Source organism: Niveispirillum fermenti (genome assembly GCF_052474395.1).
Genome location: NZ_CP156678.1, coordinates 1 through 18,906 on the forward strand (window position 1 = coordinate 1; position 18,906 = coordinate 18,906).

At 66.5% G+C, this 18,906-nt stretch carries 20 protein-coding genes; 12 read left to right on the forward strand and 8 right to left on the reverse strand.

Annotated elements, in window-relative coordinates:
• Nucleotides 1–315 precede the first annotated feature (315 nt).
• Together ABC728_RS00005 and ABC728_RS00010 are read right to left on the reverse strand one after the other, a co-directional pair.
• On the reverse strand, nucleotides 316–741 hold the full coding sequence (locus ABC728_RS00005; protein WP_416620269.1) for a DUF1489 family protein: 426 nt from the start codon (nucleotides 739–741) through the stop codon (nucleotides 316–318).
• Nucleotides 742–795: 54 nt separating this feature from the next.
• Nucleotides 796–1,137: an acyl carrier protein gene (locus tag ABC728_RS00010; protein WP_416620268.1), complete on the reverse strand. Its 342-nt coding sequence runs from the start codon at nucleotides 1,135–1,137 to the stop codon at nucleotides 796–798.
• A 335-nt stretch (nucleotides 1,138–1,472) separates the two neighbouring features.
• Here ABC728_RS00010 and ABC728_RS00015 point away from each other — a divergent pair, with 335 nt between their 5' ends.
• Nucleotides 1,473–1,700 carry a hypothetical protein gene (locus ABC728_RS00015; protein ID WP_416620267.1) on the forward strand — a complete coding sequence of 76 codons (228 nt, stop codon included), beginning with the start codon at nucleotides 1,473–1,475 and terminating at the stop codon, nucleotides 1,698–1,700.
• A gap of 122 nt (nucleotides 1,701–1,822) precedes the next feature.
• Here the strand turns inward: ABC728_RS00015 and ABC728_RS00020 are convergent, their stop codons facing one another.
• A complete protein-coding gene (locus ABC728_RS00020; RefSeq protein ID WP_416620266.1) occupies nucleotides 1,823–2,059 on the reverse strand; it encodes a hypothetical protein in 237 nt (78 codons plus the stop codon).
• Nucleotides 2,060–2,145: 86 nt separating this feature from the next.
• Between ABC728_RS00020 and ABC728_RS00025 the strand changes: the two genes are divergently transcribed.
• The 4 genes from ABC728_RS00025 to ABC728_RS00040 all read left to right on the forward strand — a co-directional run bounded on the left by ABC728_RS00025 (nucleotide 2,146) and on the right by ABC728_RS00040 (nucleotide 4,971).
• The gene (locus ABC728_RS00025) at nucleotides 2,146–2,502 is read left to right on the forward strand and encodes a YciI family protein (RefSeq protein WP_416620265.1); all 357 of its coding nucleotides are present in this window, start codon (nucleotides 2,146–2,148) and stop codon (nucleotides 2,500–2,502) included.
• An 8-nt stretch (nucleotides 2,503–2,510) separates the two neighbouring features.
• Nucleotides 2,511–3,794 (forward strand): RNA polymerase sigma factor, encoded by a 1,284-nt coding sequence (locus ABC728_RS00030; RefSeq protein ID WP_416620264.1) that lies wholly within the window; start codon nucleotides 2,511–2,513, stop codon nucleotides 3,792–3,794.
• 106 nt (nucleotides 3,795–3,900) lie between these two features.
• A complete protein-coding gene (locus ABC728_RS00035; RefSeq protein WP_416620263.1) occupies nucleotides 3,901–4,335 on the forward strand; it encodes a CBS domain-containing protein in 435 nt (144 codons plus the stop codon).
• A 72-nt stretch (nucleotides 4,336–4,407) separates the two neighbouring features.
• On the forward strand, nucleotides 4,408–4,971 hold the full coding sequence (locus ABC728_RS00040) for a universal stress protein (protein WP_416620262.1): 564 nt from the start codon (nucleotides 4,408–4,410) through the stop codon (nucleotides 4,969–4,971).
• A gap of 21 nt (nucleotides 4,972–4,992) precedes the next feature.
• Here ABC728_RS00040 and ABC728_RS00045 read toward each other — a convergent pair whose 3' ends face one another.
• Nucleotides 4,993–5,703 carry a fused DSP-PTPase phosphatase/NAD kinase-like protein gene (locus ABC728_RS00045; protein ID WP_416620261.1) on the reverse strand — a complete coding sequence of 237 codons (711 nt, stop codon included), beginning with the start codon at nucleotides 5,701–5,703 and terminating at the stop codon, nucleotides 4,993–4,995.
• Nucleotides 5,704–5,915: 212 nt separating this feature from the next.
• On the opposite strand from ABC728_RS00045, the gene ABC728_RS00050 reads away from it, so the two are divergent.
• The 4 genes from ABC728_RS00050 to ABC728_RS00065 all read left to right on the forward strand — a co-directional run bounded on the left by ABC728_RS00050 (nucleotide 5,916) and on the right by ABC728_RS00065 (nucleotide 10,622).
• Nucleotides 5,916–7,106: a trans-sulfuration enzyme family protein gene (locus ABC728_RS00050; RefSeq protein WP_416620260.1), complete on the forward strand. Its 1,191-nt coding sequence runs from the start codon at nucleotides 5,916–5,918 to the stop codon at nucleotides 7,104–7,106.
• A gap of 134 nt (nucleotides 7,107–7,240) precedes the next feature.
• Nucleotides 7,241–8,587, forward strand: coding sequence for a hypothetical protein (locus ABC728_RS00055; protein WP_416620259.1), 1,347 nt, complete (start codon nucleotides 7,241–7,243; stop codon nucleotides 8,585–8,587).
• A gap of 249 nt (nucleotides 8,588–8,836) precedes the next feature.
• A complete protein-coding gene (locus ABC728_RS00060) occupies nucleotides 8,837–9,850 on the forward strand; it encodes a retroviral-like aspartic protease family protein (protein WP_416620258.1) in 1,014 nt (337 codons plus the stop codon).
• A gap of 139 nt (nucleotides 9,851–9,989) precedes the next feature.
• Entirely contained in the window at nucleotides 9,990–10,622 is a 633-nt protein-coding gene (locus tag ABC728_RS00065; protein ID WP_416620257.1) for an outer membrane protein, read from the forward strand.
• Between the two features lie 109 nt (nucleotides 10,623–10,731).
• On the opposite strand, the gene ABC728_RS00070 is transcribed toward ABC728_RS00065, so the two are convergent.
• Nucleotides 10,732–12,066: a DNA polymerase IV gene (locus ABC728_RS00070; protein WP_416620256.1), complete on the reverse strand. Its 1,335-nt coding sequence runs from the start codon at nucleotides 12,064–12,066 to the stop codon at nucleotides 10,732–10,734.
• A gap of 170 nt (nucleotides 12,067–12,236) precedes the next feature.
• Here ABC728_RS00070 and ABC728_RS00075 point away from each other — a divergent pair, with 170 nt between their 5' ends.
• The gene (locus tag ABC728_RS00075; protein ID WP_416620255.1) at nucleotides 12,237–12,605 is read left to right on the forward strand and encodes a response regulator; all 369 of its coding nucleotides are present in this window, start codon (nucleotides 12,237–12,239) and stop codon (nucleotides 12,603–12,605) included.
• A gap of 34 nt (nucleotides 12,606–12,639) precedes the next feature.
• On the forward strand, nucleotides 12,640–14,040 hold the full coding sequence (locus ABC728_RS00080; RefSeq protein WP_445376285.1) for a PleD family two-component system response regulator: 1,401 nt from the start codon (nucleotides 12,640–12,642) through the stop codon (nucleotides 14,038–14,040).
• Between the two features lie 94 nt (nucleotides 14,041–14,134).
• Here the strand turns inward: ABC728_RS00080 and ABC728_RS00085 are convergent, their stop codons facing one another.
• From ABC728_RS00085 to ABC728_RS00095, 3 genes are all read right to left on the reverse strand, one after another.
• Nucleotides 14,135–15,826 carry a thiamine pyrophosphate-binding protein gene (locus ABC728_RS00085; RefSeq protein WP_445376286.1) on the reverse strand — a complete coding sequence of 564 codons (1,692 nt, stop codon included), beginning with the start codon at nucleotides 15,824–15,826 and terminating at the stop codon, nucleotides 14,135–14,137.
• Nucleotides 15,827–16,001: 175 nt separating this feature from the next.
• The gene (locus ABC728_RS00090; protein WP_416620252.1) at nucleotides 16,002–16,529 is read right to left on the reverse strand and encodes a protease complex subunit PrcB family protein; all 528 of its coding nucleotides are present in this window, start codon (nucleotides 16,527–16,529) and stop codon (nucleotides 16,002–16,004) included.
• 2 nt (nucleotides 16,530–16,531) lie between these two features.
• Complete coding sequence (locus ABC728_RS00095; protein ID WP_416620251.1) at nucleotides 16,532–17,713, reverse strand: M20 aminoacylase family protein; 1,182 nt, start codon at nucleotides 17,711–17,713, stop codon at nucleotides 16,532–16,534.
• Nucleotides 17,714–18,005: 292 nt separating this feature from the next.
• On the opposite strand from ABC728_RS00095, the gene ABC728_RS00100 reads away from it, so the two are divergent.
• Complete coding sequence (locus tag ABC728_RS00100; protein WP_416620250.1) at nucleotides 18,006–18,836, forward strand: MipA/OmpV family protein; 831 nt, start codon at nucleotides 18,006–18,008, stop codon at nucleotides 18,834–18,836.
• The last annotated feature ends 70 nt before the right edge of the window (nucleotides 18,837–18,906 follow it).

The following is an 18,906-nucleotide window of genomic DNA, read 5'->3' on the forward strand; positions in this document are numbered from 1 at the left end:
AACCCTGTCAACCAGTCTTTTCAGCTTTTTTCGCCGCCCTTGCAGGCACCAAAAAAATCAAAAACAAACCAGCCAAATCCGACAATCAATCAGCAGTCCTTAACGAACACTGAACAATCATCAGCCAGGCGATGATCAAATCTATCTTAACTTGTCCGGCCAGCTTACTGACCAAAGAACCAACGGATACTGGAAAAATCCACCATCCAACTCCCCCTGCGCTTCAGAAGATAACCTCCAGCCCAAGCGGGAGCCGGGGTATAGACCCGGTGACTGGGCGGTGCAACAACTATTTTCGCATCGCCGCATTTTTCTTCAGGCCAGCCCCAATGCCCGCAGTTCGGCCAGAAGATGTTCCGGCAACACGTCACCCCCCTGACTTTCGGCCAGGTCGGCAGGCGCATCCTCCGGCTTAAGATAGCGCCATCCCTGGAAGGGGCGCTTGGGCATGGACACGGTTTCCACCAGTTCCGGGTCCATCAGCATGCGGCAATAGTCGCCACCATCCACATCGCGCACCATGTCGAAACCGATGAACCGCTGCCGGCACTGCACAAAGCCTTTCACGACCCAGTATATGCAGCCGCCATCCAGCAGTTCCGCCGCGCGGGTTGGAGCCCGCTTGGTACAGGTGGGCACGGCCTTGTGACCTTGCCAGATGATCTGGTGATCACGACGCCAGTCGCGCATCGATTGCAGACTGTCGGCACCAACAGCCAGACGCAGGAGATGAATGGTCATAGCGGCATACGCCCGGATGCTTGACGGGAACGGGCGACTGATATGGACCCGCGCTCAGGCTCCGGCAAGCGGGTTGGTGGCGCGGCAGCGTCCCTCGAACTCCGCGGAGATGAATTCCGGCTTTTTGAACAAGCCCCGCAGCCAGGCCGCCAGCATGCACAATTCCTCCAGCTTCAGCACCTCATCCAGGGTGCCACCGGGAAAACGGACATCAAAGCTTTCGGCGATGATGTCCAATACCTCCTCCACCTGCTCGATGGCGAGGCCGCAATCGGTCTCCAGCATGGCCGTGCGGGTCAGGATTTTCTCATCGACGCCGTAATCGTCCCGTATCAGCTTCACGATCCAGCGGAACATGTGCATCCAGTTGGTAACACCGTCGATGGACCGGCTCACGATCCCGCTCCCGTACAAGTGATGGGCCCAGCGTCCCCATATCGGGGCGGGCGATGCGGCCGCCCCGGCGAACCATCGCACTATCCACCGAAAGCGTTAATCTTTTTTTGCGCGCCGACGGATAGGTGGCCACGCTTTGCCCCGGCGAGGGGGCTGACCCGCGGGCCTGACAGGCGTAGGATGATGCATCAGGCAGTGTCGGCGGAACATCCGTGGCGGCGGGTCGTTATTCCCAACCATCATCATTACATGTTGATGATGGGCCGCCCATCCCCGGCACGGGGACGGGCCTTCATGGCGGAGGCCCCATGCCTTTTGTCCAAATGGAGGAAACCATGCAAGACCATGCTTCCACCCCCAGCAAGACCCCTGACCACGGCAAGCAGCGCCTGGCCGAAGCCGAATGGCGCCAGGCCCGCCGTTCACCGGGCCCCACGGACCATCCCGCGGCCCGCCAGCCACACCAGAACAGCGACGGCGACCATAACCTGCGCGGGCGGGAATGGGAGGCCGCGCGCCCCACCGATCATGAGCAGCGCAAGGCCAGGGTGGGCCGCCACTGATCTTCTGATCTTTCCAGCACCCCTGTCGAGCGAGGAGCCGCCCCCGCGCATCGGAGATTGATGCCCGGGGGCGTTGCCGTTCAGCGGTCAGCGGTCAGCGGTCAGCGGTCAAGGCCGGGGGATCACGGACGGAAATATTGTTCCTCGAATTCCGCCAGCAGTTCCTTGGCATCATTGAGCATGGCGCGGATGACCCGGCGATCGGGCTCGGTACATAATGTTTCATTCACGGCCTTGCCCAATTGCGCCGACGCCTGGGCCAACAGTTTCACCGCCAAACGATCTTCCAGCTTCATCGCCGCCTCACCCCTGGTCGTCACCTCCCCGTTGATAGACCCGGCGGAGAAAAATTTCGACATTGCTGTCGAAAGCACCGACCCTGGCTCGTCAGAAGGGGCGGGACCGGTGACCGGCACCGGCCCCCCGAAACCGGAAGGGAGCCCCCATGGCCAAGTTCATCCTGATCCTGCGCGAAGACCCCGCCACCTTTGCCAGCCTGTCCCCCGATGAGATGCAGGCCATCATCACCGGATACCAGGCCTGGAGCGACAAGCTGGCCAGAGCCGGCCTGCTGTCTGGCGGCGAGAAGCTGGGCGAGGAGGGCGGACGGCGGCTGACGTCGCGCGACGGCACCCTGGTCGTCTCCGACGGCCCCTATGCCGAAGCCAAGGAAGTCATCGGCGGCTTCTTCATCATCGAGGCGGCGGACTATCCCGCGGCGGAGACCATCGCGGCGGAATGCCCGCACCTGCGCCACGGTGTGGTGGAACTGCGCCGCATCGACGATATGAGCGGCGGCTGAGCGCCATCGTGTCCGACGGGCGGACGACAAGCGACACCGGCCCGCTGGTGGATGGCCTGTTCCGCAGGGAAGCCGCGCATCTGACGGCGCGGCTGGCCCGCCTGCTGGGCACCGGCAGGCTGGATGAGGCCGAGGAGATTGTGCAGTCGGTCCTTCTGAAGGCCCTGCACGCCTGGCCGCATGCCGGCATCCCGGACAATCCGGCCGGCTGGCTTTGGCGGACAGCCCGCAACGAAGCCGTCGACCGGTTGCGGCGGCGGCGGTTCAACGCCTCGCTCACCCCGGAGGATCTGGCCGACAGATTGCCTGACGGGCGGGACCCGGCCGATACACGTCTGCAGGCGGAACTGGCCGACGAGAAGCTCGGCCTGATCTTCGCCTGCTGCCATCCCGTACTGCCGTTGGAGGCCCGCGTGGCCCTGACCCTGAAGGCCGTCTGCGGCCTGGGCACGGCAGAGATCGCGCGGGCCTTCCTTCTGTCCGTGCCGGCCACGGCCCAGCGCATCACCCGGGCGAAGGCGCGGCTGGCGCAGGCGGGCGTTGCCTTCGCCATTCCCGCCGGCGCCGAACTGCCCGGCCGGCTGGACGCTGTGCTGGCCACCCTGTACCTGCTGCTGAACGAGGGGGTGGGGGCAACGGCGGGAGAGGCGATGATACGCCCCGACATCGTGTCGGAAGCCCTGCATCTGGCGCGGCAACTGGCCGACCATCCCGTCACCGGCCGGCCGGAAGCGGAAGCGATGGCCGCCCTGGCCTGTCTGACGGCCGCCCGCCTGCCGGCCCGGCTGTCCCCCGACGGCATGCCGGTCCTGCTGGCGGACCAGGACCGCACCCGCTGGCATCGCGGACTGATCGCCGCGGGCCTGCGCCATCTGAAGGCCGGTACGGCGGGACCGGAGGAAACGCGATGGCACCTGGAAGCTGCCATCGCCGCCACCCATGCCGTGGCCCCGCGCTGGTCCGACACGGATTGGCCGCTCATCGTGACCCTCTATGACCGGCTGGCGCAACGGTGCCCCGGGCCGGTCACACGGCTGAACCGGGCCGTGGCCCTGGCAGAGGCACGGGGGCCGGCAGCGGGGCTGGCCGCGTTGGAAGGGCTGGCCGATGACGGCTCGATGGCCCGCTATCCGCTTTATGCCGCCACGCGGGCCGCCCTGCTGGAACGGCTGGGCGACCGGGCCGGGGCCGTGATGGCATTGCGCCAAGCCTTGACCCTGGCCGAACGGATAGGGCTGAACCACCCCGAAAGGCGATTACTGCGAGCCCGGCTGGACAGATTGTCGGAATAGGCTTGCGCGTGCGGCGCAACATCGCGTTCCCTTAACCATATCTTAAATACGCTGGCAGCCGCTTGCATGGCCGCCCGCCGCCTGGATAGGAAGGGGAGGACCGCCCATGCATGTGTCAGCCATCCTCAAGAACAAGGGCAGCACGATCATCAGCACGCGGCCGGACGAGAATGTCGCCGCCGTCGCCCATGTGCTGCATGCCAATCGTATCGGTGCCATCCTGGTCCTGAACGAGGCGGGCGGAATTGCCGGCATCCTGTCGGAACGCGACATCGTGCGGGGGCTGGCGCTGCATGGCGCCAGTGTCATGGACAAGCCGGTATCGGCGCTGATGACGGCGCGCGTCGTATCCTGCGCACCAACGGATTCGGTGGCCTCCGTCATGTCGCGCATGACGGAGGGGCGGTTTCGCCATATGCCGGTGATGGAGGAAGGACGGGTGGCCGGCGTCGTCTCCATCGGCGATATCGTGAAATACCGGCTGGCCGAGTACACGCACGAGGTGGAAAGCCTGCGGGATTACGTGGCCGGCCGGGTCTGAACCCGGCCCGCCTTCCCCACGCGACACCCCGGACGCGCATCCCCTGCCCTTGCCAAGACAGGAGATCGACCGATGTTCACATCCATATCCGGCACATCCTGGTCCCCCCGTGGCGAAGTGCCTGCGGTGATGCCATTGTCAGCGGCGGGGCTCGTCCCCGTGGCAGAGCCTTGCGAGCGGTTCAAGTTTCTGGTCTGTGTCGATGACAGTCCGCAATCCCGCGCGGCCTTACGCTTCGCGGCATTGCGGGCCCGCAACACGGACAGTTTGCTGGCCCTGCTGCATGTCTGCGAACCCATCGATTGCCATGAATGGATGAGCATCGCCGCCGCGGCAGAGGCCGAGCAGCGGGAAGAGGCAGAGATTTTGTTGAACGGCCTGGCCGGCGAGGTCCAGATGCTCACGGGCATCCGGCCGGAGCTGTTGCTGCGCACGGGCAGTATCGGCGCGGAAATCCTGGCCGCTGTGCAGGAAGACGGGGATATCCATGCCCTGGTGGTGGGTGCCGCCCCGCCGACACAGCGCAAGGGACAGCTCATCTCCTGGCTGGCGGGCGAACTGGCAGGTGCGCTTGAAATCCCGCTGCTGATCGTGCCAGGCAACCTGTCGCCGGAGCGCATAGACAGGCTGGCTTGAGCCGACCTGAGACGGGCCGGCCTATTCGCGGACCAGCATGCGGTCGGTGACCAGATTGGCCCAGGACCGCGACCTGTACGCCGCCTTCATGCCCACGGGGTCGTAATCATGTTCGACCCATTGATAGAAATCTGTGACGCTGGTCCCGCCGCTGGCCAGAAAGCTTTCGAAGAAATGATCCAGGATGCCAGTCTTCGACTGGCGCAGATGGCCATAGCGCCAGGAAAGCTGCCCCAGCGCCTGTGGCAGCGGCAGACCCAGACCCGTGAACTGGTACAGCACGCTCATCAGCCCGACACGATCGGCGCCGGCCTTGCAATGCATGACCGTCGGGCCCTCCAGCCGCCGCCAGAGATCCTGGACGGCGAACAGATCCTCCTTGCGGGGAACATCGCGCGAGCGCACCGGGAAATCGATCAGGTCGATGCCGAGGCGGGCACAGGCCCGCACCTCGAAGAAATAGGAGCCGCAGGTGGGGCGGCGACCACGCAGATTGATGATGGTGCGCACGCCCATATCGGCCAGCAGGCGCATCTGCCCCGGCGTCGGCTGGCTGGACCGGTACATATCCGGCCCGATGGGATGGAAATTCCGATAAGCCATGCGGATGAAGGCATGGTCATTGACCATCAGGTCGGCGAACCGGCGGGTCAATGCCCACCAGCAATCCGAACGGGCCCAGTCCGGCAGGACGATGCCCGAGTGAGGTAAACGCGGCTCTTCATAACGCATGGCCGTTCCTTCGCCCCCCGCCGGATATGGACCGCCCCCCGGTACCACCCGACGTTGGAATTGATACGACAGGGGCCCGAAGGGGGCGAGCCCAAATTTGTGCGAAATCGGTTATGTTTCGTTGACGTCGCCGCCGTGCCGGCACCGCATGTCGCCATGCCGGATTTTCTGCGCTATGGCTTGTCCATCGCGATGCATGGGGAACAAGGGCCATGGAAGACGAACAGGGACTGTCGGCAGAGACCTGGCTGGCCCGGGCACTGGGGCGGCATGACGGGGCCACGGGCGGCGTGGTGCCCGCCATCCATCCCGCGACCACCTTTCTGCGGGCCGGCGATCTCTCCTATCCCGGCGGGCTGGTCTATGCCCGGCCCGACAATCCCGGATTCGCGGCGGCGGAAGCGCTGCTGTCCCGGTTGGAGGGGGCGGCGGAAAGCCTGTTGTTCGCATCGGGCATGGCGGCGGCCACCGCCCTGTTCCAGGCATTGTCGCCGGGCGACCATGTGGTGGCGCCCAAGGTCATGTACTGGGCCTTGCGCGGCTGGCTGAAGCGGTTCGCGGCACAATGGGCCCTCGAAATCGACCTGGTCGACATGACGGACACCGCAGCCCTGGCCGCGGCGCTGCGCCCCGGCCGGACAAAGCTGGTCTGGGTGGAAACGCCGTGCAACCCGACCTGGGACCTGACCGATATATCGGCCGTGGCCGGGCTGACCCATGGGGCGGGGGCCTTGCTGGCCGTGGACGGCACGGCGGCCACGCCGATCCTGACCCGGCCGCTGGAGCTGGGGGCGGATATCGTCATGCATTCGGCCACCAAGTACCTGAACGGTCATTCCGACGTGCTGTGCGGCACGCTGTCCTGTGCCCGAAAGGATGCGTTCTGGGAGCGCGTGGCAGGGGTTCGCCGTGACCAGGGCGGCATTCCCGGCCCGTTCGAGGCGTGGCTGCTGCTGCGCGGCATGCGCACGCTGGCCCTGCGGGTGGAACGCGCCTCGGCCAATGCCATGGCCGTGGCCCGCCATTTCTCCGCTCACCCGCGTGTGGCGGCCGCCCTCTATCCGGGGCTGGAGAGCCACCCGCAGCACGCGCTGGCCCGGCGGCAGATGCAGGGCGGCTTCGGGGGCATGCTGTCGCTGCGGGTGGCTGGCGGCGAACGTGCCGCCATCGCCACGGCAGCAGCGCTGAAGCTGTGGACGCGCGCCACCTCGCTGGGCGGGGTGGAAAGCCTGGTGGAGCATCGGGCATCGGTGGAAGGACCGGACAGCCCCTGCCCTCCCGACCTGCTGCGCCTTTCCTGTGGGATCGAGGCGGCATCCGACCTGATCGCCGACCTGGAACAGGCCCTGGAAAGGGCCGGGGCCGGGGTGGGCGCCGGGGTGGGGGCCGGGGTGGGGAAGTGAGCGCCGTTCAATCAGCGGATGCGCGGCGCATTTCCTCGCCCATTTGCGCGTTCTTCGGCACTCACATGCCCCCTTGCCTTGCGCCTTCAACAAGCCTAGGGTCCCCTCGCCAATGTGCAGAGGGGTTGATTTCCGTGGTCCCGAGCCTGTCCCGTACCGTTTCGCGCAGCCTTTCGCATCTGTTGCTGGCCGGCGCTGCTTTTCTGTGCCTGACCGGCGTTGCCGCCGCGCAGTCGGGCGGTGACAACCAGCCGCCCCCCGCGGGCGGTGGCCTGATCCTGCCCGGCACCGTGCAGACCGCGCCGCAGGGCGGCAGCCCCGCGGCGGGAACCATCGGCGGCCCTGCGGCCGGGACGATCGGCGGCCCGGCCGCAGGCACCATCGGACAGCCGCAGCCGCAGGCCCCGGCGGCCGGCACCGTCGGTGCGGCGGCCCAGGGCCAGGCCGGCGCCGCCGCGCCCGCACGCCCGGCTACCCCGCCCAAGCCCGGCGTGCCCCGCGGCGAATGGCGGGTCGAACCGCAGGTCTTCACCGATGGCAGCTTCAAGATGTGCGCCGCCGCGGTGGAGTTCGACAACAATCTGCATCTGCTGCTGCTGCGCAATCCGGCCAAGCGGGTGCAGATGGTGCTGGGCATTCCCGGTGCCCAGATGCCGCCGGGCCAGCGCACGGCCGTGCGCCTGTCCATCGACGGGAAGATCAACCGCGAGCTGGGCGCCATCGTCAACCAGCCCAATGCCCTGGCCATCGGCCTGGGCGACGATGCAGAAATTCTGAAGGGTCTGGGTTCGGGCAATGTCATGACGCTGGAGGTGCCGGGCGACGTCGCGGCCTTCCAGTTGAAGGGCACGACCAAGGCCATGAACGAACTGACGACCTGCGTCGATCAGGGCGTGGCTGGCACCCTGAAGCTGCCGCCGCCGTCGGAGCCGGTCATCGCGCCCACCCTGGCACAGTTGCTGGTCGATGCCGGGCTGTCGTCCGCCCGCGCCATTCCCATCGACAAGATCCCACCGCAGCAGCGGCCGGGCGATTACGCCTGGCAGATCGGCGACAAGGTGCTGGGCGCCGTGCGCAGCTTCCCCATGGGCGAGGCGGCCGGTGACTTCAACAAGGTCGCCGACACCTATCTGACCCAGTTGAAGCAAAGCTGCGAGGGCACCTTCAACCAGTCGATGAAGGCGGCCGAGAAGCTGCCGGCCTACCATCTTCGTTCCGGGTCCGTAACGTGCGATGCAAGCGGGTCGAAGATCCATGTCGCCATTGTCATGCAGCTCATTGAGCTTCCGAAACAACAGGGCCAGACCGAGGCGATCCGCGTCCTGAACATCTTCTCCCACGAGGCGGCGGACGCCGACAAGGCACAGGCCGACAATGCCGCCGCCAGCATCCTGAAGGTGTTGAAGGAAAAGGGGCAGCAGCCGCTGACCATGCCGACCGCCGGTGCGGCTCCCGCAGCGGGCGGCGGGCGCGGTCAGTAGCCGCCCCCCCGCCTTCCCCACCCCGCCTTCCCCATCCCGGCTTCCCAAGGGATGCCGCTTCACAAAGGGCCGGACAGTCGATGTCCGGCCCTTTTCCATGCCGCCCGTTGGTCCGCAGCCCCGGCGGGAAAGCGGACCTTTCCCCTGCAAGCCATGAATTCATGATGGGTCGGTTACCCCGGTATTCCAGGTTACACTGTCATCAGTCACGGCAGTCACGAAGAAACGCCGGTCGCAGGGGAGATGGCCATGAAGCGCCTTTTGATGACCCAGGTGATGGCGGCATTGCTGGGTGCCGTACCCGCCCTGGCGGAAATGCCGGCCCCGGTGGCGCCGGAACCGATCTATGCCATTCCCACCCGTCCGGACCGTGCGGGCCGCGTGCTGGCCCCGGTCGTGGTCGACGGATACGGGCCCGTCCGCTTCCTGGTCGATACGGGGTGCAGCGGCACGATGGTGGGGTTGCACATCGCCCGCGCGCTGGGCTTCAACCCGCCCCCCGCTCCCGATGGCACCGCCCTGCCAGCCGATGTCACGGTGAACAACAATCTCATGCGGGTGCATGATGTGCTGGGGCCCGTCATCATGCCCACCATGCGGGTGGGACGCATCGACATGGGACGTTTTGCGGCAACCGACATGGTGGCACCCGTGCTGTCCCTGGGCGATCAATCCGGGGCCGGCGGCGTGCTGGGCACCAACAGCCTGATGGACCGGCGGCTGTCGGTGAATTTCCGCCGCGACGAGATCAGGATCGAGAATTCGCGCCGCACCGCCCCCCTGGGTCACGATACCGTTCGCGGCAGCGTGCATGAGGCGGGGCTGGTCATCGTGCCCATCGAAATCGGCGGCGTCCGGGCCAAGGCCCTAGTCGATACGGGGGCGGAACGATCCATGTTCAACCCCAGCCTGCTGGACAAGCTGACGGCGCGCGGCCGGCAGACGGAACTGATGGGCCGGATCGAGATCGTCAACCTGGCCGGTGAGCGCCGGCTGGCGGAAGTGCATATGCTGCCGGGCATCCGCCTCGGCCCGATCACGGTCTCCAACCTTTATGCCACCCTGATCGACGCCCACGCCTTCACGGCCCTGGGGCTGGAGGATGAGCCGGCCTTCATCCTGGGCATGGACCTGCTGGGGATGAGCGACGGATTCGCGCTCGATTTCGGCACGGGCGACCTGCATCTGCGTGTCCGGACCCGGACCCCCGCACGCTGGTCGGCCGGATCGCGCGTGCAGAATGTGGATGCCCGGCCCGGCTGAGCCCGCCACCGGGAATAAAATTCCGTGTCAACCCTGACACACATGGCAGCCTATCCGCAGCCGGAACGGCCGTCATCCGACTGGGTGCATGACTTTGTTGTTCTTTTGGACTATGTAAAGAACATTCGGAGCAGAGGTCATGAAGACGCTGAAGATCGCCCTGTCCCTTCTTTGTTTCGGTTCCGCCGCCCTTTGCGCCTCGGCGCAGGATGCGGCCGTTACCGATTCAGAGCTGCCGGGCGCCTATCTTCAGGGTTTGTCGGGCCGCTATCTCGGGGCCGGTGCCGGTAACAGCGCTACATATGGCCTTGGCGCGGGCACTGCGGCGCTGCAGCCCGGGTCCGACTGGCATCCGATGGAAAGCTTCCGCCTGGAACTGGAATATGCCTATAAGGAGCGGGAGCCGGCATTGCTGACCTCCCCCGCCGCGGAGGCGTCCGGCGCCCCTCGTGGCGGCATCGCCAATGCCCGCGTGAATATGCGGGTCAATGACTGGCTTACCCCCTATGTCGGGCTTGGCGTAGGCTGGACCCGGACAGAGGCGGAGCGGCTGGCCATGGGCTATCCCGACCTTCGTGGCACCGACAGTTTCGCCTACCAGGGCATCGTCGGCCTGACCGTGCCGTTCAGCGACGGGCTTTCCTTCTTCGCCGACGGACGCTATCTGCGCGGCGGGGAAGCGGCCTTCACCGCCACGGATGATTTCGCCACGCACGGCACGGCCCAGACCTGGAGTGCGCTGGCCGGCGTGCGCTTCACATTCGGCAAGTGATGTCATGGCGCGGTTATCGTAGCCGGCCCCCGTTCTCCAGCGCCGGCGCCCCCAGGCGGTTGCCTGGCGACGATGAGCATGCGGCGGCGCGCCACTCTATTACGCCACCCTATCGCTCCACCGGATCACGTCCGGGCTTGCCGCCCGCCGCCAGCAATCCACGCCCCTTGGCAATGGCCTGCCCGCCCAGCTTGGCCCGCACGGCATCGATGGCCCGTTCGACGCGGGCCCGTTGTTGCTGCGCGGGATCGGCCAGATCGGGCGGGTCCGCATCGCGCGGGTCCACCAGATCGTGGCAACCGATGCCCAGCAGGCGGAACCGGCGGCCGTCGCATTCCGCGCGCAACAGGTCCCGCCCCGTTCGGAAGATACGGTCGGCCAGTTGCGTGGGCGAGGAGAGCCGCTGGTTGCGGGTGATCAGCTTGAAATCCGGTGTCTTCAGCTTCAGCGTCACGGTCAGCCCGGCATGGCCGCCGGCCTTCATGCGCCGCGAGACGGTCTCGGCCAGCGGCCACAATTCACGTTCCAGATCGACCAGGGCCGACAGGTCGCTGTTGAAGGTGGTTTCCGCCGACACACTCTTTGTGGGGCTGTGGGGGGAGACACGGCGGTCATCCTGGCCACGGCTGAAATGGTAGAGCCGCATGCCCATGGCGCCATAGCGCTGGGCGAGCACCTTCATTTCCACTTCCCGCAACTGACCGATGGTGCGCAGCCCGTCGGCCTCCAGCCTGGCGCGCAGCGCCTTGCCGACGCCCCAGATCATGCCCACGGGCCGGGGCGCCAGGAAGGGCAGCGTCTCCGCCCGGCCGATGATGGCGAAGCCGCGTGGCTTGTCCAGGTCGCTGGCCACTTTTGCCAGGAACTTGTTGTGCGACAGGCCGATGGAGGCTGTGACCCCGATCTCCGTCTCGATGCGCCGCACCAGCCGGACCAGGGTGCGGGCCGGGCTGCCGCCATGCAGCAGTTCGGTGCCCGTCAGGTCCAGAAAGGCCTCGTCGATGGAAATCGGCTCCACCAGCGGGGTCACCGCCTCCATCAGGGCGCGAATCTGCCGCCCCACGGTGGCATATTTGCGCATGTCGGGCTTGATGACCACGGCGCCGGGGCAAAGCTGCTGCGCCTTGAACATCGGCATGGCCGAGCGCACGCCATAGAGCCGCGCGATATAGCAGCAGGCAGAGACCACACCGCGATGACCGCCGCCCACGATGACGGGCTGATCGGCCAGTTCCGGCCGGTCGCGCTTCTCCACGCTGGCATAGAAGGCGTCACAGTCGATATGGGCGATGGACAGGCTGTGCAACTCAGCATGGGACACCATCCGTGCCGACCCGCACGGCACGCACCGGCGCGCCGCCCCCTGCGCCTGGCCGCAATCACGGCACAGCGCCTCGGCATGCCCCTGACCGGGGGGTGGGGAAACGGGCGGATGCTGCTGCATGATGGGTGCTGAGGTAACGAATGGTTAAGGTTTGAAGCCGTCTAATATGGTAAGGTTCCGGGGCAGGTTGCAGGCGGGGGCCGCCCCCTGCCCCACGGGACGGCAATACGACGAGAATGGCGGAGTGGCACGTAATGGTTCCCGATAGCGCACAGGATGCCGACACGTCCATGCCGAAGCCCCGCCGCGTGCTGATCGTGGAGGATAATGAGCTGAACATGAAGCTCTTCCACGATCTGCTGGAGGCGCACGGCTATGCGACACTGCAGACCCGCGACGGGATGGAGGCGCTGCGCTTGGCACGGGAGCATCGGCCCGACCTTATCCTTATGGATATCCAGCTCCCGGAGGTATCAGGGCTTGAGGTTACCAAGTGGTTGAAGGAAGATGATGATCTGCGGACGATACCCGTGGTCGCCGTGACGGCTTTCGCGATGAAGGGGGATGAGGAAAAGATTCGCGAAGGTGGTTGCGAGGACTACATCGCCAAGCCGATTTCGGTGGCGAAGTTTCTGCAGACGGTGCAACGTTTCCTCTGAAGGCCCGGATTGCCGGGTCGGTGGGTAGAGAACAATGTCGGCTCGGGTCCTTGTCGTCGATGACGTATTGCCCAATGTGAAACTGCTCGCGGCCAAGTTGACGCGGGAATATTTCGATGTCGTAACCGCCAATTCCGGGCCGGAGGCCTTGGAACGGATCAAAGCGCAGCACCCCGATATCGTTCTTCTGGACGTGATGATGCCCGGCATGGACGGGTTCGAGGTCTGCGAGAAGATCCGCGCCGATCCGGCCACCATGCACATACCGGTCGTCATGGTCACCGCCCTGTCCGATGCGTCGGACCGCGTGCGCGGGCTGGAGGCCGGGGCCGACGATTTCCTGACCAAGCCGGTCAATGACGTGGCCCTGTTCGCCCGTGTGCGGTCCCTGGTCCGCCTGAAGATGATGACGGACGAATGGCGGCTGCGCGAAAGCACCTCGGGCCAGCTCGGCATGCTGGTTTCCACCAACTCGGTCCATACCCAGACGGCGGAAGGTGCCCGTGTCCTGGTGGTGGAGGACAGCGCCATCGATCTGGACAAGATCACCGAGACGCTGGCCCGCGACCGGGACGAGGTGACGGACACCGACAGTTGCGCCGGCGGCCTGGAACTGGCGCTGGCGGAGGAGTTCGAGCTGATCGTCATCTCGCTGACGCTGATGCGGGAGGATGGGCTGCGCCTGTGCTCCCAATTGCGCAGCCATGAGAAGACCCGCCAGATCCCCGTCCTGCTGCTGGCCGACGAGACGGACATGGACCGTGTCGCCAAGGGGCTGGAGCTGGGTGCCAACGACTATCTGATCAAGCCGATCGACCGGAATGAACTGCTGGCCCGCACCCGCACGCAGGTCCGCCGCAAGCGTTACCAGGACAAGCTGCGCGCCAATTACGAGGCCAGCCTGTCCATGGCGCTGACCGACAGCCTGACGGGCCTGTTCAACCGCCGCTATCTGTCGGCCCATCTTCCCCGGCTGCTGGACCGCTCGGGCGGCAACAACAAGCCCGTGTCCGCCCTGCTGTTCGATATCGACCATTTCAAGGTGGTCAACGACACATGGGGCCATGGTGTCGGGGATGAGGTGCTGAAGGAGGTGGCGCAGCGCGCCAGCCGCAACCTGCGCAATTTCGACCTCGTGGCCCGGCTGGGCGGGGAGGAATTCGTCGTCATCATGCCCGATACGGACGGGGTCCAGGCCATGGCCGTTGCGGAACGGCTGCGCCGCCGCATTGCGGAGGAGCCGTTCGCCGTGACCGCCCCGGTGGGCCGGATCGATGTGACGATCAGCATCGGTGTGGCCCTGGCCGATGGCGCATTGGATGCCGATGGTAATCCTGAATCGGGCGATGCCCTGCTGCGCCGGGCAGACACGGCGCTTTACCAGGCCAAGCGCAGCGGCCGTAACCGCGTGGTGGCCGACGGGGCGGGTGAGTAGGGCCGACCCCGTCTGGTTCCCTTGTTCCCGTCCGGCTGCGGCCGGTCCCCATCCGGAAGCGACTGGCCGGCCGGCGAAGGCGGGAGCCGATCCCTCAGGACGATGCGGATTTCCCGCGCTCCAGGGCCGCGGCCCGCATGGCGCTCAGCGTCGTGCGGGTCGTAATCATTTCCGGGTCCATGCGCAATTCGATCACGGCGGCCGTGCCGCTGTCGATGGCCGCCTGGAAGGCGGGCACGAAATCCTCCGTCCGTTCCACGACGGCGCCAAAGGCGCCATAGGCACGGGCCAGCGCGGCGAAATCCGGGTTGGTCAGGCTGGTGGCGCTGACCCGGCCGGGGAATCGCTGTTCCTGGTGCATGCGGATGGTGCCGTACATGCCATTGTTGAAGACCAAGGCGATGGGCGCGGCGCCGCACTGGATGGCGGAGGCCAGTTCCTGACCCGTCATCAGAAACCCGCCATCACCGGACATGGACAGGCACAGCCGCTGCGGGCTGGCCAGCTTGGCCGACAGGGCCGCCGGAAAGGCATAGCCCATGGCCCCGTTGGCCGGCGCCAACTGCCGCCCCGGCCGGCCATAGCGCAGGAACCGGTGGCCCCAGCCGGAGAAATTGCCGGCATCATTGGTGATGATGGCATCATCGGGCAGGTTGTCGCGCAGCCATAGCATGATGGCGCCCAGGTCCAGCGTGCCATTGCAGGGGGCCGGCACCTGCCATGCCTCGTAATCCGCCCGCCCGCCGGCTGTCCAGTCGGCCCACCGGCAATCACCGGGCGCCCTCAGATCGGCCAGGGTGCGGGTGGCGGCGGCCGGCGTGGCCTGCACCCCCAGGTCCGGCTGATAGACCCGGCCCAGCTCGCCCGCATCCGCATGGATGTGGATCAGCGGCACGGACAGGCGCGGCGGCGTCAGCAGCGTGTAACCCTGGGTCATCGTCTCACCCAGCCGGGTGCCGATGGCCAGGATCATGTCCGCCTGCTTCACCCGTTCGACCAGCGTCGGTGCCGCGCCGGTGCCCAGGTCGCCGATATAGCAGGGGCTGTCATTCTCCATGATGTCCTGCCGGCGAAAGGCGCAGACCACGGGCAGGTTCCACCCCTCCACGAAGCGTTTCAGGTCGGCACTGGCATCATCGCTCCAATGGCCGCCACCGACCATGACCAGCGGCCGCCGGGCGGTGCGCAGCATGACGGCCACCTTGTCGGCCGTGTCGGCGTCCGGTGCGGCATCAGCGAAATCGCATGCCGTGGCGGGATCGGCCACTGCCGCCTTGTCGCGCAGCACATCCTCCGGCAGGGCCAGGACGACGGGACCCGGCCGGCCAGCCGTGGCGACGCGGAACGCCCGGGCCATATATTCGGGAATACGCTCCACCCGGTCGATCTGTCCGACCCATTTGGCCACCGGGCCGAACATCTGGCGATAGTCGATCTCCTGGAACGCTTCCCGGTCCAGGTGGCCGCGGGCCACATGGCCGATCAGCACCACCATGGGGCTGCTGTCCTGGAAGGCCGTGTGGATGCCGATGGCGGCATTGCAGGCACCTGGACCGCGCGTCACCATGCAGACACCCGGCCGGCCCGTCAGCTTGCCCCAGGCTTCCGCCATGAAGGCCGCCCCGCCTTCCTGGCGGCAGGTGATCAGGCGCAGTTCCGGCCGATCGGTCGCGGCGTCCAGCACCTCCAGATAGCTTTCGCCGGCCACGCAGAAGGCAGTATCGGCGCCCAGCGCCACCAGCGAATTGACCAGGATGCGGCCACCGGTACGGGTCGGGTTCGTCATGTCCGGATGCTCCCCCTGTTATTGTTAACACCAGTGCCCGGTGATCGATGCGATCACCGGGACACGGTATCAGGCCTGTTTTATAACACCCCAGGCAGGAAAAGGTCCTTCGCGCCCATCGCTTTCCGGCTGGGACGGCCGGCATCCCCGACCCGGGGCCCCAGCGGAAGGCGGTTCAGGGCATACGGTTGTAGCGCACGATGGCTTCGCTGCGATCGACCAGGATGATGGCATAGGGGCTGGTCAGGATCTGTGCCGTCATCATGCCGTCCGGCGGTGATATCTCCCGATATTCCACGACCAGCCGGTCGCGCTGACCCGTCCGCCGTTCAGGCCGCAGGCGAATGATGTCGACCGAATAGCCGGTTGTCGTGCGCGTGCCCAGGAAGACGCCCAGCGCCATCTGGTCCCCCGGCAGCCCCCCTGGCGCCGACCGGCCGGCCAGATCCCAAAGGGCCAGCCATTCCGCGTCGTTACGGGCTACCAGAAAGGATTGCGACTGGGCACGACCATTATCGGCCCGCCACATGGCGCGGGCAGCCAGGGGCGGCGGCACGTCGCCGGACATCCCGGCCATGCCGCCACCGGCCTCCCCGGCCAGCCAGGCGCTGGCACCGCCCCCGCATCCCGGCACGAAGGCCAGCGCCGCCAGGAACAGGCCACCAAGGGCGACCCGTCCCGCCCTGTTGCTCCATCCCGGCATGGTCAGGCCGCCGCGGGCATCGCCGTTTCGACGAGGCGCGCCCAGTAGCTGGATCCCATGGTCAGGATATCATCGTTGAAATCATAGCGCGGATTGTGCAGCAGGCAGCCCAGCGCCGCACCGCCCTGCCCCATCCAGACATAGCAGCCGGGCCGCTCCTGCAGCATGAAGGCGAAATCCTCCGCCCCCATGCTGGGCCCGACATCGTTATGGACCTTGTCGTCTCCCACCAGATCGGCCGCGACGCGGGTGGCCAGATTGGTCGGCGCCCCGGCATGGTTGACCGTGGGCGGATATCCCCGGCGATAGGCCAGGGTGGCGCTGGACCCGAAGGCAGCCGGCAATGTCTCCACGATGCGGCGCAGCCCGGTTTCCAGCTGGTCGCGTACCTCGTGGGACAGGGCACGCACGGTGCCGCGCATGGTGACTTCCTGCGGGATCACGTTATAGGCGCTGCCGGCATGGATCTGCGTGATGGAGATGACGCCGCTCTCGATGGGGCTGACATTCCGGCTGACGATGGTCTGCGTGGCCGTGACGATATGGGCGGCGATCACCACCGGATCGATGGCATGATGCGGCAGGGCCGCATGGCCGCCCTTGCCCGCCACCTTGATCTCGAACTGGTCGGCGCCGGCCATGATGGGACCGGCCTTCACCACCATCTCGCCGGGCGGCAGGTCGGGCCAGTTGTGCATGCCGAACACCATGTCGCAAGGGAAGCGGTCGAACAGCCCTTCTTCCACCATGCGCCGCCCGCCGCCGGCCCCTTCCTCGGCCGGCTGGAAGATGAAATTCACGGTGCCGCTGAAGTTCCGGGTCTCCGCCAGATAGCGGGCGGCTCCCAGCAGCATGGTCGTGTGGCCGTCATGGCCGCAGCCATGCATCTTGCCCGGAACCTTGCTGGCATGGGCGAAACTATTGTCCTCCTGCATGTTCAGGGCATCCATGTCCGCGCGCAGGCCGATGGCGGTCCCGGTCGGCCCGCCCTTGCCATGCAGCACACCCACCAGGCCGGTGCCGGCGATGCCCCGATGCACCTCGATGCCGAATTCCGTCAGTTTCCCCGCCACGAAGTCGGACGTCTGGAACTCCTCGAAGGCGGTTTCGGGATTCTCATGGATGTGGTGGCGCCAGGCGGTCAGGTCGGCGTGGAAGTCGGCGATACGATTGATGATGGGCATGGTCACTGAAACTCCGGCAGGCGCTTGCCCCTTGTCGCCGGGGCATGGTTCACCCTTGGTCATACGGGAGGGATTCTGGTCGCAAGCGACGCTGGGCGACACTCTATCGGCTAAAGCGATGCCGGGGAAAGGGAGAAACCGTACCGCACGCGGTGAACATATTCGGATGATCAGTGTTCATGAGAATGGCACCGGTCGTTCCGCCTCCCGCGCGAGCCGCCGGGCCAAGCATGGAGGGGCCCTGTTTGACGCTGCTTTGCCCGTTCGATACCCAGACGGAGAGACTGAGACCATGACCACCCGTTCCCCCAGCGGGCGCTTGCACATGGCCGCGGCCATCGCCGCCCTTTTAGCCGTGACCACGATAAGCCCCGCCGTCGCCGGACCGGCCGACCCCGACGACCGCTGGTCCATCCGGCTGGGCGCCGTCGGGTTCGTGATGCCCGAATACCAGGGTTCGGACAGCTACAAGCTGCGCCCGCTGCCAGACATCGATATCTCGTATGATGACCGCTACTTCCTGTCCCGCATGGGGTTGGGGGCCAACGTGCTGAACGGGGGACCGCTGACCGTGGGCGCCGCCATCGGCTTCGATGGCGGACGCAGCAGCGGCAAGCATCCGGCCCTGCGCGGCTATCGCGGCGTCGGTGATACCGCCGTCGGGCGGGTCTTCATCGAATATGATGTCGGCCCGCTGGGCCTGTCGGCCGACATCACGACCGATGTGCTGGGCCGCGGCCACAAGGGCACGACGGTCACCCTGGGCGCGGGCTACATCTTCAAGTTCGCGACGGGAACCGGGCTGCTGATCAGCCCCTCCCTGACCTGGGCCAGCGGCGATTACATGCACCGGTTCTTCAGCACCACGACTGACCGGCTGCGGCCCGTCGATCCGGCCGATCCCGTGACACCGGGCTCGGCGGTCGGCTACAAGGCCGGATCGGGCTTCAAGGATGCGGGCCTGATGGCCATCCTCATTCAACCCCTGGACAAGAACTGGTCCGTCACGGGCTTTGTCGGCTATGCCCGCATGCTGGGCGATGCCGCCGACAGCCCGTTCGTGAAGGACAATGGCAGCCGCAACCAGTTCACCGGCGGGATGGGCCTAGCCTACACCTTCTGACACCCGCCGCATCACCCACCCCTTGGCGCGCGCAAGGCAGGGCGGGTGAATGCCGGGAAATGATGCGGGG

What these genes read in the sequence shown, in the direction of transcription:
- ABC728_RS00005 (WP_416620269.1), bottom strand. Translation starts at nt 741, where the DNA reads ATGACCATTCATCTCCTGCGTCTGGCTGTTGGTGCCGACAGTCTGCAA.
- ABC728_RS00015 (WP_416620267.1), top strand. Translation starts at nt 1,473, where the DNA reads ATGCAAGACCATGCTTCCACCCCCAGCAAGACCCCTGACCACGGCAAG.
- ABC728_RS00020 (WP_416620266.1), bottom strand. Translation starts at nt 2,059, where the DNA reads ATGTCGAAATTTTTCTCCGCCGGGTCTATCAACGGGGAGGTGACGACC.
- ABC728_RS00025 (WP_416620265.1), top strand. Translation starts at nt 2,146, where the DNA reads ATGGCCAAGTTCATCCTGATCCTGCGCGAAGACCCCGCCACCTTTGCC.
- ABC728_RS00035 (WP_416620263.1), top strand. Translation starts at nt 3,901, where the DNA reads ATGCATGTGTCAGCCATCCTCAAGAACAAGGGCAGCACGATCATCAGC.
- ABC728_RS00040 (WP_416620262.1), top strand. Translation starts at nt 4,408, where the DNA reads ATGTTCACATCCATATCCGGCACATCCTGGTCCCCCCGTGGCGAAGTG.
- ABC728_RS00045 (WP_416620261.1), bottom strand. Translation starts at nt 5,703, where the DNA reads ATGCGTTATGAAGAGCCGCGTTTACCTCACTCGGGCATCGTCCTGCCG.
- ABC728_RS00050 (WP_416620260.1), top strand. Translation starts at nt 5,916, where the DNA reads ATGGAAGACGAACAGGGACTGTCGGCAGAGACCTGGCTGGCCCGGGCA.
- ABC728_RS00060 (WP_416620258.1), top strand. Translation starts at nt 8,837, where the DNA reads ATGAAGCGCCTTTTGATGACCCAGGTGATGGCGGCATTGCTGGGTGCC.
- ABC728_RS00065 (WP_416620257.1), top strand. Translation starts at nt 9,990, where the DNA reads ATGAAGACGCTGAAGATCGCCCTGTCCCTTCTTTGTTTCGGTTCCGCC.
- ABC728_RS00070 (WP_416620256.1), bottom strand. Translation starts at nt 12,066, where the DNA reads ATGCAGCAGCATCCGCCCGTTTCCCCACCCCCCGGTCAGGGGCATGCC.
- ABC728_RS00075 (WP_416620255.1), top strand. Translation starts at nt 12,237, where the DNA reads ATGCCGAAGCCCCGCCGCGTGCTGATCGTGGAGGATAATGAGCTGAAC.
- ABC728_RS00080 (WP_445376285.1), top strand. Translation starts at nt 12,640, where the DNA reads ATGTCGGCTCGGGTCCTTGTCGTCGATGACGTATTGCCCAATGTGAAA.
- ABC728_RS00085 (WP_445376286.1), bottom strand. Translation starts at nt 15,826, where the DNA reads ATGACGAACCCGACCCGTACCGGTGGCCGCATCCTGGTCAATTCGCTG.
- ABC728_RS00090 (WP_416620252.1), bottom strand. Translation starts at nt 16,529, where the DNA reads ATGCCGGGATGGAGCAACAGGGCGGGACGGGTCGCCCTTGGTGGCCTG.
- ABC728_RS00095 (WP_416620251.1), bottom strand. Translation starts at nt 17,713, where the DNA reads ATGCCCATCATCAATCGTATCGCCGACTTCCACGCCGACCTGACCGCC.
- ABC728_RS00100 (WP_416620250.1), top strand. Translation starts at nt 18,006, where the DNA reads ATGACCACCCGTTCCCCCAGCGGGCGCTTGCACATGGCCGCGGCCATC.